The 13,701-nt window shown below is 69.2% G+C and carries 11 protein-coding genes; 4 read left to right on the forward strand and 7 right to left on the reverse strand.

Going from position 1 to position 13,701, the window contains the following annotated elements; all coding sequences use genetic code 11:
* Positions 1 to 222 precede the first annotated feature (222 nt).
* Positions 223 to 1,575: a WD40 repeat domain-containing protein gene (locus ABEA87_RS06485; RefSeq protein WP_345626988.1), complete on the forward strand. Its 1,353-nt coding sequence runs from the start codon at positions 223 to 225 to the stop codon at positions 1,573 to 1,575.
* Positions 1,576 to 1,784: 209 nt separating this feature from the next.
* Here ABEA87_RS06485 and ABEA87_RS06490 read toward each other — a convergent pair whose 3' ends face one another.
* The 5 genes from ABEA87_RS06490 to ABEA87_RS06510 form a co-directional block, all read right to left on the reverse strand.
* Positions 1,785 to 1,961, reverse strand: a complete 177-nt coding sequence (locus ABEA87_RS06490; RefSeq protein WP_345626990.1) for a hypothetical protein — start codon at positions 1,959 to 1,961, stop codon at positions 1,785 to 1,787.
* A gap of 199 nt (positions 1,962 to 2,160) precedes the next feature.
* Positions 2,161 to 2,484 (reverse strand): TFIIB-type zinc ribbon-containing protein, encoded by a 324-nt coding sequence (locus ABEA87_RS42575; RefSeq protein WP_425570779.1) that lies wholly within the window; start codon positions 2,482 to 2,484, stop codon positions 2,161 to 2,163.
* A complete protein-coding gene (locus ABEA87_RS06500) occupies positions 2,481 to 3,590 on the reverse strand; it encodes a baeRF3 domain-containing protein (RefSeq protein WP_345626992.1) in 1,110 nt (369 codons plus the stop codon). Before ABEA87_RS06500 ends, ABEA87_RS42575 begins: the two co-directional genes overlap by 4 nt.
* A gap of 37 nt (positions 3,591 to 3,627) precedes the next feature.
* Positions 3,628 to 4,578, reverse strand: coding sequence for a TerC family protein (locus ABEA87_RS06505; protein ID WP_345626994.1), 951 nt, complete (start codon positions 4,576 to 4,578; stop codon positions 3,628 to 3,630).
* Between the two features lie 36 nt (positions 4,579 to 4,614).
* Positions 4,615 to 5,106, reverse strand: coding sequence for a YflT domain-containing protein (locus ABEA87_RS06510; RefSeq protein ID WP_345626996.1), 492 nt, complete (start codon positions 5,104 to 5,106; stop codon positions 4,615 to 4,617).
* Between the two features lie 132 nt (positions 5,107 to 5,238).
* Between ABEA87_RS06510 and ABEA87_RS06515 the strand changes: the two genes are divergently transcribed.
* The 3 genes from ABEA87_RS06515 (at position 5,239) to ABEA87_RS06525 (ending at position 9,522) form a co-directional block, all read left to right on the forward strand.
* Positions 5,239 to 5,946 carry a response regulator transcription factor gene (locus ABEA87_RS06515; protein WP_345626998.1) on the forward strand — a complete coding sequence of 236 codons (708 nt, stop codon included), beginning with the start codon at positions 5,239 to 5,241 and terminating at the stop codon, positions 5,944 to 5,946.
* Complete coding sequence (locus ABEA87_RS06520; RefSeq protein WP_345627000.1) at positions 5,943 to 7,082, forward strand: sensor histidine kinase; 1,140 nt, start codon at positions 5,943 to 5,945, stop codon at positions 7,080 to 7,082. The genes ABEA87_RS06515 and ABEA87_RS06520 overlap by 4 nt, the downstream gene beginning before the upstream one ends.
* Positions 7,083 to 7,242: 160 nt before the next feature.
* Positions 7,243 to 9,522 carry a bifunctional SulP family inorganic anion transporter/carbonic anhydrase gene (locus tag ABEA87_RS06525; protein ID WP_345627002.1) on the forward strand — a complete coding sequence of 760 codons (2,280 nt, stop codon included), beginning with the start codon at positions 7,243 to 7,245 and terminating at the stop codon, positions 9,520 to 9,522.
* A 124-nt stretch (positions 9,523 to 9,646) separates the two neighbouring features.
* Here the strand turns inward: ABEA87_RS06525 and ABEA87_RS06530 are convergent, their stop codons facing one another.
* Both ABEA87_RS06530 and ABEA87_RS06535 read right to left on the reverse strand, forming a co-directional pair.
* Positions 9,647 to 11,329 (reverse strand): outer membrane protein assembly factor BamB family protein, encoded by a 1,683-nt coding sequence (locus ABEA87_RS06530; RefSeq protein ID WP_345627004.1) that lies wholly within the window; start codon positions 11,327 to 11,329, stop codon positions 9,647 to 9,649.
* Between the two features lie 16 nt (positions 11,330 to 11,345).
* Positions 11,346 to 12,785, reverse strand: coding sequence for a hypothetical protein (locus ABEA87_RS06535; protein WP_345627006.1), 1,440 nt, complete (start codon positions 12,783 to 12,785; stop codon positions 11,346 to 11,348).
* Positions 12,786 to 13,701: the final 916 nt, after the last annotated feature.

Here is a 13,701-nt window from a genome sequence, read left to right on the forward strand (position 1 = left end):
ATTTGGGGAACGGGGGTGTCCGGCGACGCCGGACACCCCCCGGGGAGATCAGGAGGACACGTGGACGAGATAACGGATCCTCGTGTGGAGTTCGCCCGCAGGCTGCAGGCATTGCGGCATGCCACGGGTCTTTCTGTCCGACAGCTTGAGATCGAGAGCGAACGGACTCTTCGCCGCCGGAAAGAGGACCCGATCCGGCTCAAGCGCGCCACGATCGCCGGAATGACAAGTCAACAACGCCCGGTCCGGCCGGAGTTGGCAAACTTCGAGGTATTCGTCGACACCTGCCTACGCGTCGCCGCTGACAAGAACATTTCGTTGCCACCTGATCTCGGCGACCGCCAAGCCTGGGACGGGGCATATCGTGAGCTCCGCGAGCGACTCGACCAGAATCCACGCCGCGCCACGCCCCGCTCCATTCCCACCCCCAGGCTCACCGTCTCCCTGCCCGAGCCGGGTCCCGCCGAGGTGGCGTACGAGTCGGTGGAGCGCCGGAGGCCGATTCTCACCAGAAGGCGGGTCATCATGGCGACGCCCCCCGTGCTGGCCGTGGCCGCCGGGGGCGTCGTGGTTCTGCGCTGGCTGCGTGGATCCGTGCCCGCGACGGGGGATCCGACCGGGGTCTACCGCTCCGCGGGAAAACTGCTCAGCCTGCCGATCGCCGTGGACGACCCGGTCTGGGCCGTCGCCACCGGCGTGCTGGACGGCGCGCCCGTCGCGGTCGTCGGCCGCGGCGACGGCACCGTGCAACTGTGGGACCTGGTCGCCGGCCAGGCGCGCAGCGGCCCGCTCGCCGGTCACGACAAGCCCGTGTACTCCATCGGCCTGCGCGCTGCCCTCGCGGTGTCGGCCAGTGCCGACGGCACGCTGCGGGCGTGGGACCTCACCGCCGACCCACCGATGAGCGTCCGGCTGGGGGAGGGACTGTCCGCGGGCATCAACAGCGTGGCGCTCGGCAGCATGGGCGGCCGGACCGTGGCTGTGTCCGCCGCCGACGACCGCACCCTGCGGACCTGGGATCCCGCCGCACCGCACCTCGCGGGCAGGGTCGTCGGCGAGCCGCTGGACGCCGAGGTCAAGAGCGTAGCCGTCGCCGTCCTCCACGGCGCGACGATCGCGGTCTCGGGCAGCGCGGACGGCACCGTCCGGCTCTGGGACCTGGACGCGCGGCGGGTCGTCCGACTGCTCGGCATGCACGCCGACATCGTCGGGACCGTCGCGATCGGCAGTGTGCGCGGCAGGACCCTGGCGGTGTCGGGAAGCGAGGACGGCGAGCTGCGAGTGTGGGACCTGACCCTGTCCAAGCCGTCCGGCACCACGCTGAGCCGGATCCGCAACGCGGTCAAGACGGTCGCCATCGGCACGATCAACGGCAGGACCGTGGCGGTCTCCGGCAACGACGACAACACCATCAGGATCTGGGACCTGGCCACCGGCAGCCCCTACGGCAACGGCCTCACCGGCCCCGACAAGGGTGCCGAATCCCTCGCGGTCGGCGCGATCGGCGCGATCGGCGGCCGGGCCCTCGTCGTCTCCGGCCACTGGGACGGCACCATCTGGACCTGGAACCCGTGATGCCACACCGAATTCGCCGCCGTCCGCGATGGCTCAACGACGGCCACGGTCCCACGCCCGCTGGCGCGGGCCACGGTCCCACGCCAGCGGGCGCCCGGATCTAGCGGTAGCCGTAGTTGTGCCAGCTGGTCGGGACGCGCTCTTGGATGTGGGCCGGCCAGCCGTTTTCGAAGCTGCCCTTGACGGGACGGTCTTCCTTGCTGAAGCGGTCAGCGAGCAGGCAGCTGTAGCACTTTGTCGGCGCGGTAGGTGGGTTTTTGCTGCTCGCTGGGGTAGACCGACAGGGCCGCGGTGGGCTCGGCGGGGAAGTGAACCTCGCCGTGCTCGGGGTGGGTGCGGGTGGCGAACGCCCAGACGACCTGGTTCACGTCGGTGACCGCGCCCACCCACTGACCCAGCGACCAGTCGTCACGATCGAGGATTTAGCTGACCTGGAGGTCATCCAGCCGGCATCGAATTCGCGAACCTGGCCGGCTAGCAGCGTCGGCCCGCGCCTCGCCGCCATGCGCACCGCGGGCCGGATGCCCAGCGAGGGGCGGGCCGGCGTCGTCGATGCCGCGACGCCATCGGATTCTGAACCGCCCTTCAGTCGAACAGGTCGCTCAGGAACCCGCGACGGTGCTTGTCATGATGCCGCTCGCGATACTGCTCGGGGCGGTGGTACGTGTCGTAGCCCGGCCCGGGTCGTGGGGCGGTCGCCGGGTAGTCGGTCGTCGGGTACCGTCCAGCCTCCGCGTCGATGAGAAGGTCGAGCTCGCCTCGGTCGAGGAAGACGCCGCGACATTCGGCGCACTGGTCGATATGGATGCCGCCGCGCTCGTAGGTCCGCATGGTCGCGTGACACTTCGGGCAGATCAGGTCCACAGCCTGCTCCTTCTGTTCGGAACGACGCGTCTGCTGCCGCGTCATCGGATGGTGACGGCCACCCCGTGATGGTGTTCGGCGAGGGCGCCTGGGGTGGTGAAGGCGACCCGGCCGCCACGGGCGAGGACGAGTTCGATGAGTTCGTCGACGGCGTCGTCGATGACGTCGGGGTGCTCGACGTCGACGGCGGGGATCAGCGTGTCTCCGTCGTCGCTGATCCGGGCGGGATAGAACAGCGACTCGTCGACGGCGAGCATCTCGGGCCGCCGGGTACGCGCCGCGAGCCACGCGGCGGGCATGCCGGAGGCAACCCGGCCGGCGGACGCGCGGCGCGCGATGAGGGCGACGGCTTCGGCCTGCCGGCGGTTGAGGTAGGCGTCGAGGGCACTGTGGATCCGGGTACTCAGCTCGCGCGCCGGCGTGGAGCTGAGGTTGCCCCGTACGGTACCGACGAGGCGCCTGTGGTTGGTGCAGGCCAGCTGGAACCCGGCCGCGGCGCGACCGTCGCCGACGAGCACGAACGGGACCGGGTGCCTCCGGAGGTACGCGGAGAGGGCGGCGTCGACGTCGCGGTAGAAGTCGTCGTGATCGATGGTGTGGGTCGGCCGGTCGGCGGGGCCGGAGCCGCGGTGGGGGATCCGGTGTGCGACGTGCATCGGAAAGGCGCAGGTGGGTGCGGGCAGAAGGATGTTGTTGACGGCTTCGAACAGCCGCGCGTGCGAGGGGCTCAGGGCGAGTACACAGTAGGGTGGGATGCGTTGCCGGGCGCGGACCAGATCTCGGGTGGCGAACGTCGGGTCCACGGCCTCGCGGTCGTGAACCGGGATCGGAAGTCGGATCAGCGCCTGGGTGGACGCGGAGGCGTACAGGGCCAGGGCGCGGGCGGCGGGCCCGCGCCGGGCCAGGGCGAGGAGAGCGTTCAGCCGCTCGACCGCGGGTGCGGCGGTCGCGGGGCACAGTTCGCCGCGTACCCGGTGCACGGCGCGACCGGCGAGGGCGTCCAGACGCAGCGCGTCCTCGGCGCCGAGCACGGCGGCGGGGGTCGTCGTGACCAGCACCGAGATGGCCGGATATTCACGGATCTTCTGCAGCGCGGCAATCTGAGCGGCCGACGGCGTGCCGCCGCAGAAGGTGCCTGTCTGCCCAGACATGACGGTTTCTCCTCGGGTACGGGCGGTGATGGGTGACTCATAGGCGCGGCGTCGAGCCGCGGTCGATGGTGGCGCGCCGGGTGGTACCGCTTGCCCGGATGCTGGCGATCACGCTGATCGCGAGCACGGTGACGATGACGGCCAGCGACGCCACGATGGGCACCTCGACGAGGTCTACCAGCAGCATCTTCACCCCGACGAAGCCGAGGATCGCGGAGAGACCGGTCTTGAGGTGGGTGAAGCGATGCATGAGGTCGGCGAGCAGGAAGTACAGCGCCCGCAGGCCGAGGATCGCGAACGCGTTGGAGGTGAACACCAGGAACGGTTCGGTGGTGACCGCGAAGACGGCCGGGATCGAGTCGGCGGCGAAGATCAGGTCGGTGATCTCGACGAGCAGCAGCACGAGCAGCAGGGGCGTGGCGAGCAGCCGGCCGGACTGGCGTACCAGGAACTTCTGGCCGTGATACGTGTCGGTGCTGGGCACGATCCGGGCCAGCAGCCGGTAGCTGCGGCTGGTTGACGGGTCGGCCTGCTCGTGCCGGGCGCGATACATCGTCCACGCCGAGTAGACGAGCAGCGCGCCGAAGGCGTACAGCACCCAGTGGAACGCCGCCACCAGAGCGGCGCCCCCGGCGATGAATCCGGCCCGCAGCACGAGCGCGGCCAATACTCCGAGGAACAGCACCCGATGCTGGAAGACCCGGGGTACCGCGAACACGGCGAAGATCAGGGCGAAGATGAAGACGTTGTCGACGGAGAGGCTCTTCTCGATCACGTAGCCGGCGAAGTACTCGCCGGCTCGCTCGGCACCCCAGAAGGCCCACACGACGAGGCCGAACCCGAGGCCTAGCGCTACCCACAGGGCGCTCCAGGCCGCGGCTTCCCGGGCTCCCACCCGATGTGGGCCGCCGTGGGCGAGCAGATCGACGGCCAGCATGGCCACGATGGCGGCCAGCACCGCGACCCAGGTCCACAGCGCTACGTCCACGTCGGCTCCTTCCTGATCCTGATCCTGGTTTTGGGGTCAGGGGCGGGGGAGGAGCCCGGCCTGACCGAGCATGATCCGGGCCCGTTCGGCCTGGCCGCCGGTGGCGATCACGTCGTAGTGCGCGGCGGCCAGCGACCGGACCGCGGAGAAGTCGCGGCGGCCCCGGGTGACGGCGTGTGCCAGGAACCCGAACACCGCGCCCCACACGGCGCCCGCGAGCAGACCGGCCGCCGGCATCGCCAGCCAACGGTGTCGGGACGCGAACAGGTCGAGGAGGATGCCAACGAACAGACCGAACCAGGCGCCGGTACCGGCCCCGGACAGGGCCGCTCGGGCCTTCGTGAGCCGTCCGGTGATCTTCTCCACCAGCTGCAGCTCCGACCCGACGATGCTCAGCGCGGCGACCGGGACGCCGTCCTCGGACAACCGGTTCACGGCGGCCTGAGCGGCGGCGTAGTCGTCGTACCGGGCCACCGTGTTCCACGCCATCGACGCCTGATTGAACCCGTGGTCCGCCACCGGCATCATGATCAACCACCTCCCTCGTCATCGACGCTGCCAACCGGTACACCGGCAACTCTGCATCGCCCGCGTGCAGGGTCGCCGACAGGAACCATGAAGAAGCGATGAAGGCTGGCCCGGGTCAGCGACAATCTGCTGATGGACAGGGGAGAACGCGCCGCGCGGGTACTGGTCGTGGAAGACGACCCGCTCCTCGCGCGGCTCGTCGTGAAGTACCTGGAACGGGAAGACTTCGCCGTGGAGCATGCCCCCGACGGCGTCGAGGCGGTGGCGCAGGCCCGCAACTCCGCGCCCGACGTGGTGATCCTGGACATCGGGCTGCCGAGGCTCGACGGTCTCGAGGTCGCCCGGCAGTTGCGCCGGTTCAGCGACTGCTACATCATCATGCTGACCGCCCGCGACGACGAGGTCGACAAGCTCGTTGGCCTCGCGGTCGGCGCCGACGACTACCTGACCAAGCCGTTCAGCCACCGGGAACTCGTCGCGAGAGTCAGGGCGATGCTGCGCCGGCCGCGTCGCCCGGATCGACCCGACGACGACGATGCCCTGCGCGTCGGTCCGCTGCGGGTGGACCGGGCCGCCCGCGAGATCCACCTCGACGGCCAGCCGGTCACTCTGACCCCCACGGAGTTCGATCTGATCGCCACCCTCGCCGCGAACCCGCGCGCGGTCCTGTCCCGCCGCCAGCTCATCGACGCCGTCTGGGGTACCGGCTGGGGCGGGGACGAGCGAATGGTCGACGTGCACATCCGCAACCTGCGCCGCAAGCTCGGCGACGACGCCGCCTCACCCCGCTTTGTTCGTACGGTGCGCGGTGCCGGTTATCGGATCGGGACCGGGCAATGACCGCGGCCCCTCCGCGCCAGCCGCCCGCCACGCTGCGCACGCGGCTGGTTGTCGGCAACCTGGTGCTGATCGCCGCCGCGCTCGCCGTGACCTGGACGGTGGCCACGGTCGCCGGCCCGCCACTGTTTCGCGACCACATAGAGCAGGACCAAGCGCTTCCGCCGGGCCTGCTCGACCGCGCCGAACAGGCCTTCCACATCGCCAACCTGCTCGAGGTCCTGCTCGCCACCGCGATCGCCGCCGTCCTGACGGTCGGGCTGAGCCTGCTCATCACCCGCCCGGTCAGCCGAACGATCACCGCCATGGCCGCCACCTCGGCGCGCCTCGCCCACGGAGACTACGCTGCCCGCCTGGTACCCGGTCGGGCCAGCAGGGAGGTGCACACGCTGGCCGGCACCATCAACGGTCTGGCCACCAAGATTCAGAACACCGAAGCGACGCGTCGCCGCATGCTGACCGATCTCGCCCATGAGATGCGCACCCCGCTGGCCGCCATCGACGGCTACCTCGAGGCCATCTGCGACGGCATCGAGACCGCCGACGCGCCCACCATCGCGATCCTGCGCGGTCAACTCCAGAAGCTGGTCCGGCTCGCTGACGACATCAACGCCGTCTCGGCCGCGGACGAACACCGCCTGGCACTCGCGATCCGGCCGACCCCCGTCGTCGAGATCATCGAGAGCGCCGCCGAATCGCTGCGCCCGGCCTACTCCGCCAAGGGTGTCACCCTGCGCGTCGCGGGCGCCCCGGACACTCCGGTGAACGCCGACCCGGCGCGCATCGGCCAGGTGCTGATCAACGTGCTGAACAACGCCCTGCGGCACACCCCACCGGGCGGCCAGGTTGCCATCGACACCGCAACCGGGCCGGCCACCACGGAGATCACGATCCGGGACACCGGCGAGGGGATTCCGCCCGAACACCTCCCGTACCTGTTCGAACGGTTCTATCGGGCGCACTCCTCACGCCAACATGACGACCAGGGATCCGGGGTCGGCCTGACCATCAGCCGGGCCATCGTCACCGCGCACGCCGGTTCCATCGCCGTGGAATCCCCGGGGTCTGGACACGGCGCCACCGTCCGAATCAAGCTGCCCACCGGCAGGTCGGGACGCGATCCCAGCCTCGGCGAATGAAGACGAATCCGACTCATTGCCACCCCTACGTCCATAAGCCGACATCCTCGGGCGTACAAGGCTGTTCTCCAACAATCCGCTGCTACCGTATGCGTTCTCCACGGCACCGCAGGGAACGTACGCGAGAGGCATGTCTATGCGGTACTCCCCACGATTCGTAATGTCACACTCCACTTCGGACACCGACGCCCGACGATCCGCCGGAACACCTCAGCCCGCAGAAACACCAACACCCGCCGACGCACCAACACCCGCCGGTCCGGCTCGGCGTCGGCCGTCCGCCTGGCGCGACGACCTGGTCGCATCGGTGATCGTCATGCTGATCGCGGTCCCGCTCTCCCTCGGCATCGCGGTGGCCTCCGGGGCACCGCTGATTGCCGGTCTCATCAGCGCGATCGTGGGCGGCATCGTCGCCGGGGCGCTCGGCGGATCGGCGGTGCAGGTCAGCGGGCCAGCCGCCGGGCTGACCGTCATCGTGGCCGGGCTCGTGCAGACCTATGGCTGGGCAGCCACCTGCACCATCGTCGCCGCGGCCGGTGTCCTGCAGTTGCTACTCGGGCTGTTCCGGGTGGCCCGCGCCGCGCTGGCGGTGTCTCCCAACGTCATCCACGGCATGCTCGCCGGGGTCGGCGTGGTCATCGCGCTTTCTCAGCTGCACATTGTGCTCGGCGGCCAGCCGCACAGCTCGGCCCTGGACAATCTGCTGGAGCTGCCCGGGCAACTGGTGGCCGGTCACCTTCCCTCGGCCGTGGTCGGTGGCCTCACGGTCGCCGTACTGATCTCCTGGCCACGGCTGCCGCGCCGGCTGCGCACCGTACCCGCGCCGCTGGTGGCCGTGGCCGCCGGTACCGTGCTCGCGGTCGTGCTCGACTCGAACATCGCGCGGGTGGACCTGCCCGATGCGCCGCTCGACGCGTTCGCCTTCCCGCGGCTGCCGCAGGGTGACTGGTTCGGCATACTGGGCGCGGTCGGCTCCCTCGCGCTGGTCGCCGGCGTCGAATCCCTGCTGTGCGCGGTCGCGGTGGACCGACTGCATCGCGGTCCCCGCGCCAACCTCAACCGGGAACTGGCCGGCCAGGGCGCCGCGAACGTGGTAGCCGGTCTGCTCGGCGGCCTGCCCGTCGCCGGTGTCATCGTTCGGAGCAGCACCAACGTCGCCGCGGGCGCCCGCACCCGCGCCTCCGCGATCCTGCACGGTGTGTGGGTGCTGCTCGTGGTCGGCGTCGCGGCCTCGGCGATCGAGCTGATCCCACTCGCCGCGCTCGCCGCGGTGCTCGTGTTCATCGGCCTGCAGATGGTGAATGTGAGGCACCTGCGCAGCGCCCGACGCCACGGCGAACTGCTCGCCTACGCGGCGACGGCCTGCGGCGTCATCGGGTGGGGCCTGTTCCAGGGCGTACTCATCGGCATGGCGTTCGCGCTCGCGCTGACCGTACGCCGGCTCGCGCACGTCACCGTCGAGGTGCAGCCGCGCGAGGAAGGCGGATGGCTGGTGTCGGTCGGCGGATCTCTCACGCTGCTCAGCGTTCCCGCACTGCACCGCGCCCTCAGCAAGCTCCCCGACGGAGGCGAGGTGGAGCTGCGACTCAACATCGACTACATGGATCACTCCGGGATCGTCGCGGTCGATGACTGGCGGGCCGACCGCGAACGCTCCGGCGGCGTGGTGACGATCAACGAGCTGCACCACCAGTGGTACGGAGACGCCATGGCGGGTCGGACCGTACCCGCCCGGAAACCCGTGCCCCAGCTCGCCTTCGCCCAATCGTGGTCCGCCACCACGGCAGCGACGGACCCGGCTCGACCGCGTGATGCCCGCATCGCGGCCCGGCGCCTGTTGGAGGACGGTACCCGCGAATTCCACCGGCGGCTGGCCCCACAGGTACGGCCACTGCTGGCCACGCTCGCCCGAACCGGGCAGCGCCCGGTTCACCTGTTCCTCACCTGCGCGGACTCCCGTCTGGTGCCCAACCTCATCACCGCGAGCGGGCCCGGCGACCTTTTCACCGTGCGCAACGTGGGCAACCTGGTGCCGGCCAGCACCACCGAGCCCGACTCGACGATCGCGGCCATCGAATACGCCGTGGCCAAGCTGCCGGTACGCACCATCACGGTGTGTGGGCACTCCGGCTGCGGAGCCATGGCCGCGCTGCTACGCCCCGGCACCGCGGACGACCTGCCTCACCTGCGCGGCTGGCTGCGCCACGGCCAGCCCAGCGTAGAACGGATGCGTGCCACCGCCGCTGGCAGCCGCGACGAGCTGGATCTGCTGTGCCAGGCCAACGTCCTGCAACAACTCGACCACCTGCGCACGCTGCCCGCGATCGACGACCGGGTACGCCGCGGCGACCTCGAACTCGTGGGCGGCTACTTCGACATCGCCGCGGGCAGGATGCACCTTCTCACCGAAGCCCCGACCGGCCCGGGCACTCCGAGCTAGCCGACCAGACCCCCGAGTTGCTCGGCCAGTCGAGCGCACCGCACCTCTGTGTGGCGCGTGGGCCGGCGAACCCGAAGGTCCGCCGGCCCACGCGGCAAACGCCGCTTCAGGGGATGCCAGCCGGTCAGGAGGTTTTGGCGCCCGTCAGGACGAACAACTCCGGGTTGGCCGCGCCGATCGACGCCGGCATATTGATCAGGTATCCGCCCTGGAGGTAGAGCATGTCCTGAGCGAGGAAGGAGATCCGGGCATCGTTGATGCTGGAGCCGTACGCCCGGCTCCCCCTCGCAGCCGAGAACGTCACCAACTGGTACACGCTCTGCCCCTCGGTCGAGACGATGGTGTGCACGCCGCTGGCATCGGCGTTGACGACCGTGATCGAATAGTCGGGGATCGACTGGGTCCACAGCACGTTGCCGGTGGTCAGATCCACCGCGTTGAGGCTGTTGGCGAGCGAGCCCCTGCCGCTGGCTCCCTGGATGTAGAGCGTGTGTCCGTAGATCGCGTAACCGTGCGGCGAATACTGCGCATCCGTCGAGACGTCGAACGAATCGTCGTCGTAGCCGTTGAGTTTGAAGCTTACCGGCTTGGTGGGGCCGGAGCCGTGGGGCACGGAGTAGGACAGCAGGGTCTTCTGGCCGCCGGAGGCCGAGTCGACCAGGAAGAGAGACCCTTGGGCGGGATCGCTCCACAGCATCACAGCGTCCAGGCCCTTGGCACTTGAGGCGTCGCCGGTCCACGTCTTGGCGCCCGTGTGGGCGTTGTATCCGATGAGGCTGACGTACTCCGGTCCGCTCTCGGGTTGACAGCTGGACAGCCCATAGACCGTGTTCTCGACAACCGCCGTTCCCTGGGGAATGCAGGTCGGTTGGCTGAGCGAGGTGCTCACGGGCGTGTGCCACAGTTGCTTGCCGGTCGTCAGGTCGTACGCCCCGAACGTGGCCTGCGGGGTCTCGACCGCCATGACGTTACCGTCCAGCGAGATGAAGGGGTCGTCCTCCAACGGCTGGATGTCCTCAGTGCGGTCCTTCACGTCGAGCGGGTGAGACCAGATCTGCTTGCCCGTGTCCACGTTGAAGGCGATGAGCTGGTCGCAGTCGCTCTTCGTGGAGCCGTAGGCGAGCACGCCGACACCGTTGGCCGTGTTCGCGCTCATCGCGCATCCGACCTGCCCCGACGGGACCTGCCAGCCCCAGACCTGGGCGCCGTTTTTCAGTGAGTAGTCGATGATGCCGTCGGCGCGGGCGTAAAGCACCGTGTTCGGCGTGGACCAACTGCCGTGGAACCCCTCGATCGCCTCGGTGCCCTGATTCACGGGCAACGCCCAGGCGACCTTCATCGTCCCCGCGGACTTCCCGAGCGTCTTGACGGAGCCGCCGGAGTTCAGGTCGAATGCGGCGTGGAGCAGAACGCCCGCTCCCACGAGCATGACCACGACGACCGCCCCCACGGCGATGAGCACGTTGCGCAGGGTGTGATTCTGTTTCGCCCGCTGGGGCTGGGGCTGGGGCTGGGGCTGGAACTGCGGCTGGGATTGAAATTGCGGCTGCGGTTGGAACTGCGGCTGCGGTTGGAACTGCGGCTGGGAAGGTGGGGCCTGCTGGCCACCCCATCCCCACTGTTGCGGGGGTACCGGCTGGTACTGCTGCCCCGGGGGCGCCGGTTGCTGGTACTGCGCTGGTGGTGCCGGCGGCTGGTTGCCCCCTGGGGGCGGGTAACTTCCGGCCGGATAAGGGCTTCCCGGCGTCTGCCAGCCCTCGTTCGTCGGGTAGCCCTGTCCATGCTGGGGGCCGGTCGGCGAGGTCACGATGTCTTCCTGCTTTCTACCGGCCGATGGTCTGATGGACGAACGCTGCCCAATCCGTCTGCAGCTCGTCGAGAGAGACGCCGAGCACGCTGGACGCGATGTCTGCCGGGTTATCCATTCCCGTGGTGCCGTCGACGGTGGAGTTGGCGCGGTAGTTCCCCTGCGCGAACGCGATGACCTTGTTCATGCCGTACTTCTGCTCGATGTAGTAGTACGCCAGGGTGCTCAGCGCGTAGCCCGCGCCCATGTCAACCGGGTCGATGGCATAGACCTGGGCATTGGACGGGAAGGTGTGACCGTCCCACGACCCGCCGCCGGACGAGACGGACCGCTTGAGCGTCGCCAACTGCAAGTAGTTCTGCACCGGGTTCGAGTACGTCCTGGTGGCCATGAAATCAGCGAAACCCTCAACGATCCACAGCGGCATGCTGGCCTGGTCGGTCGTCATGACGCTGAACATGATGTTGTGCGCGTCTTCGTGCTGCACGAGGGTCTGGGGCACGTCCTCGCCGCTGTCGTCGGTGAAATAGGAGGTGGTCAGGTCGAGCACGATCCTGGACCCGTACACCTTCGGGGCGCCGCTTCCCATGTTGTCCATGCTGGCGGCGTTGAGCACGGGGATCGTGATACCGGCCTCGAACCCGTACTGGTTGGCCTTGCCCGAGTACCAGTAGTAGAACTTGTCGCGAGTGGAGGTACCGACGATGAAGGCGCCAGGCGCGAGCCCCTTGGTCTGCCCGCCCGCCTGACTCCAACCGGTTCTGTTGTTCTTGATTGCCTCGGCGAAGACGTCCGCGTTCTTGCTCAAAATCTTCCCATCGGACGCCGTCTCGGCGGCCAGCACGAGATTCGGGCGCTCGACCACGACTATGTCGTTCGGGCTGTCCCAGATCGCCGGGTAGTAGACGTACTTGCCCTGGCCAAGAATGATGGGTGACCCCGCCACCGCCGTGATAACGATGGGCGCGCTGCTCGTCGGGCGCGACACCGTCCACCGGTACCACTCTGGCAACTCCGTGGCGTCCACCCCGGTGACCTGGTGCACCAGCGCGATGTCCACGTTCACGGTTGACCCGTTGCCGGAGTTGAACACCCGACCGCCCTCGCCGATCACCTGGTATTCGAGCTTGTCGAACGTGAACTTGCCGAGGTTGTCGAACATCCTGCCGGCCTGCGTGGCCGTGGCGCCCGACGCATGCCGAGCGAGAAATGCCGCCTTGTCGCGCTTGGACAGCGCCGTGTTCAGGTCTTTGATCAGCGCGGAGACGTCGGCGGTGGTGATTCCGCCGCTGGCACCGGCCGCGGTCGGCAGGGTGTTGGGATCGTAATCGTTCGCCGAGTTGTTCGCGGATGCCTTGCTCGCGGCGCCGACCAGCGCGCGGATGCCGAAGATGCCGCCAACCAGGACGACGGCCGCGCCGCCCCCGATGCCGCCGATGAGCGCACGCCTGTTCACCTTCGGCTGGCCGGCCGGCTGAGCCGGTATCCCAGGTCCCGGCATGCCAGGTCCCGGCGTGCCGGGTGCGGGTCCGGGCGCAGTCGGCTGCGCGACCCACCCCTGCCGCGGCCCTTGCTGCGCCTGCGGTCCGTACTGCGTCGGCGGCCCGTACTGTGGCCGCGATCCCTGCGGTGCTTGCGGCCCGTACTGCGTTGGTGGGCCGTACTGTGGCCGCGGCCCCTGCGGGCCGTACTGCGTTGGTGGCCCGTACTGCCCGGGAGCACCCGGCGGGGGTGGTAGTTGGTTCTCGTATGGTGGTTGACTCATTGTGTCCTCTGGAATCGGCTGGTGCTCTCACGAATCGCTAGGACGGCTAGCCCGTGTTCGGCACTGTTGCGTTGAGCGCCGGCAAGCCGAGCGCGGGTGGTGACATCGTCGACTCGCGTGCGTGTGTGGTTGCCGCCGAGTTCGGTGATCGCCGGGTTCCGGTTCACGGTCCGAGCCGATCGTGTCGCGATCCGCTGGTATTCGCGCTTTCGGGTAGTCCTATCGCGACGTGGAGGAACGCCTGCTTGAGCGCAGGTGTCGAGATTGGCCACGTCACTGTGCACCGGCTCACCCGCTGCTCGCCGCGGCACGGCTGCGCCGGGACCCGGGCGACAGGTGGTGCGTCGCCGAGACCTAGACCCCGCGATACTCGATGAGTTGCGTCCGCAGGCGCGCGTCGCCGCGGCGTTCACCGAACTTCGGTAAAGACCGGCGCGAAGACGGGCGGCTGGGCCCGCCATGCAGATTGAGTGCCACGGGAATTCTCCTAGTAGGTACGAGTCGGTCATCGCCGCGCCGTCCCGCCGCTTCCGACGGTATCGGGGCCAAGGTCAACGCGCTGCTCGGCGCCTACTAAACACGGGCCGACTACGGGTTCGCTATGGAA

The sequence above is a fragment of the Rugosimonospora acidiphila genome, assembly GCF_039543385.1.
In the GTDB taxonomy this organism is placed as follows: domain Bacteria; phylum Actinomycetota; class Actinomycetes; order Mycobacteriales; family Micromonosporaceae; genus Rugosimonospora; species Rugosimonospora acidiphila.

Excerpts from the sequence above, each read along its gene's own strand:
- ABEA87_RS06500 (WP_345626992.1), bottom strand. The coding sequence starts at position 3,590 with ATGTCTGGGCAGACAGGCACCTTCTGCGGCGGCACGCCGTCGGCCGCT.
- ABEA87_RS06525 (WP_345627002.1), top strand. The coding sequence starts at position 7,243 with ATGTCACACTCCACTTCGGACACCGACGCCCGACGATCCGCCGGAACA.
- ABEA87_RS06520 (WP_345627000.1), top strand. The coding sequence starts at position 5,943 with ATGACCGCGGCCCCTCCGCGCCAGCCGCCCGCCACGCTGCGCACGCGG.
- ABEA87_RS06510 (WP_345626996.1), bottom strand. The coding sequence starts at position 5,106 with ATGATGCCGGTGGCGGACCACGGGTTCAATCAGGCGTCGATGGCGTGG.
- ABEA87_RS06515 (WP_345626998.1), top strand. The coding sequence starts at position 5,239 with ATGGACAGGGGAGAACGCGCCGCGCGGGTACTGGTCGTGGAAGACGAC.
- ABEA87_RS06485 (WP_345626988.1), top strand. The coding sequence starts at position 223 with ATGACAAGTCAACAACGCCCGGTCCGGCCGGAGTTGGCAAACTTCGAG.
- ABEA87_RS42575 (WP_425570779.1), bottom strand. The coding sequence starts at position 2,484 with ATGACGCGGCAGCAGACGCGTCGTTCCGAACAGAAGGAGCAGGCTGTG.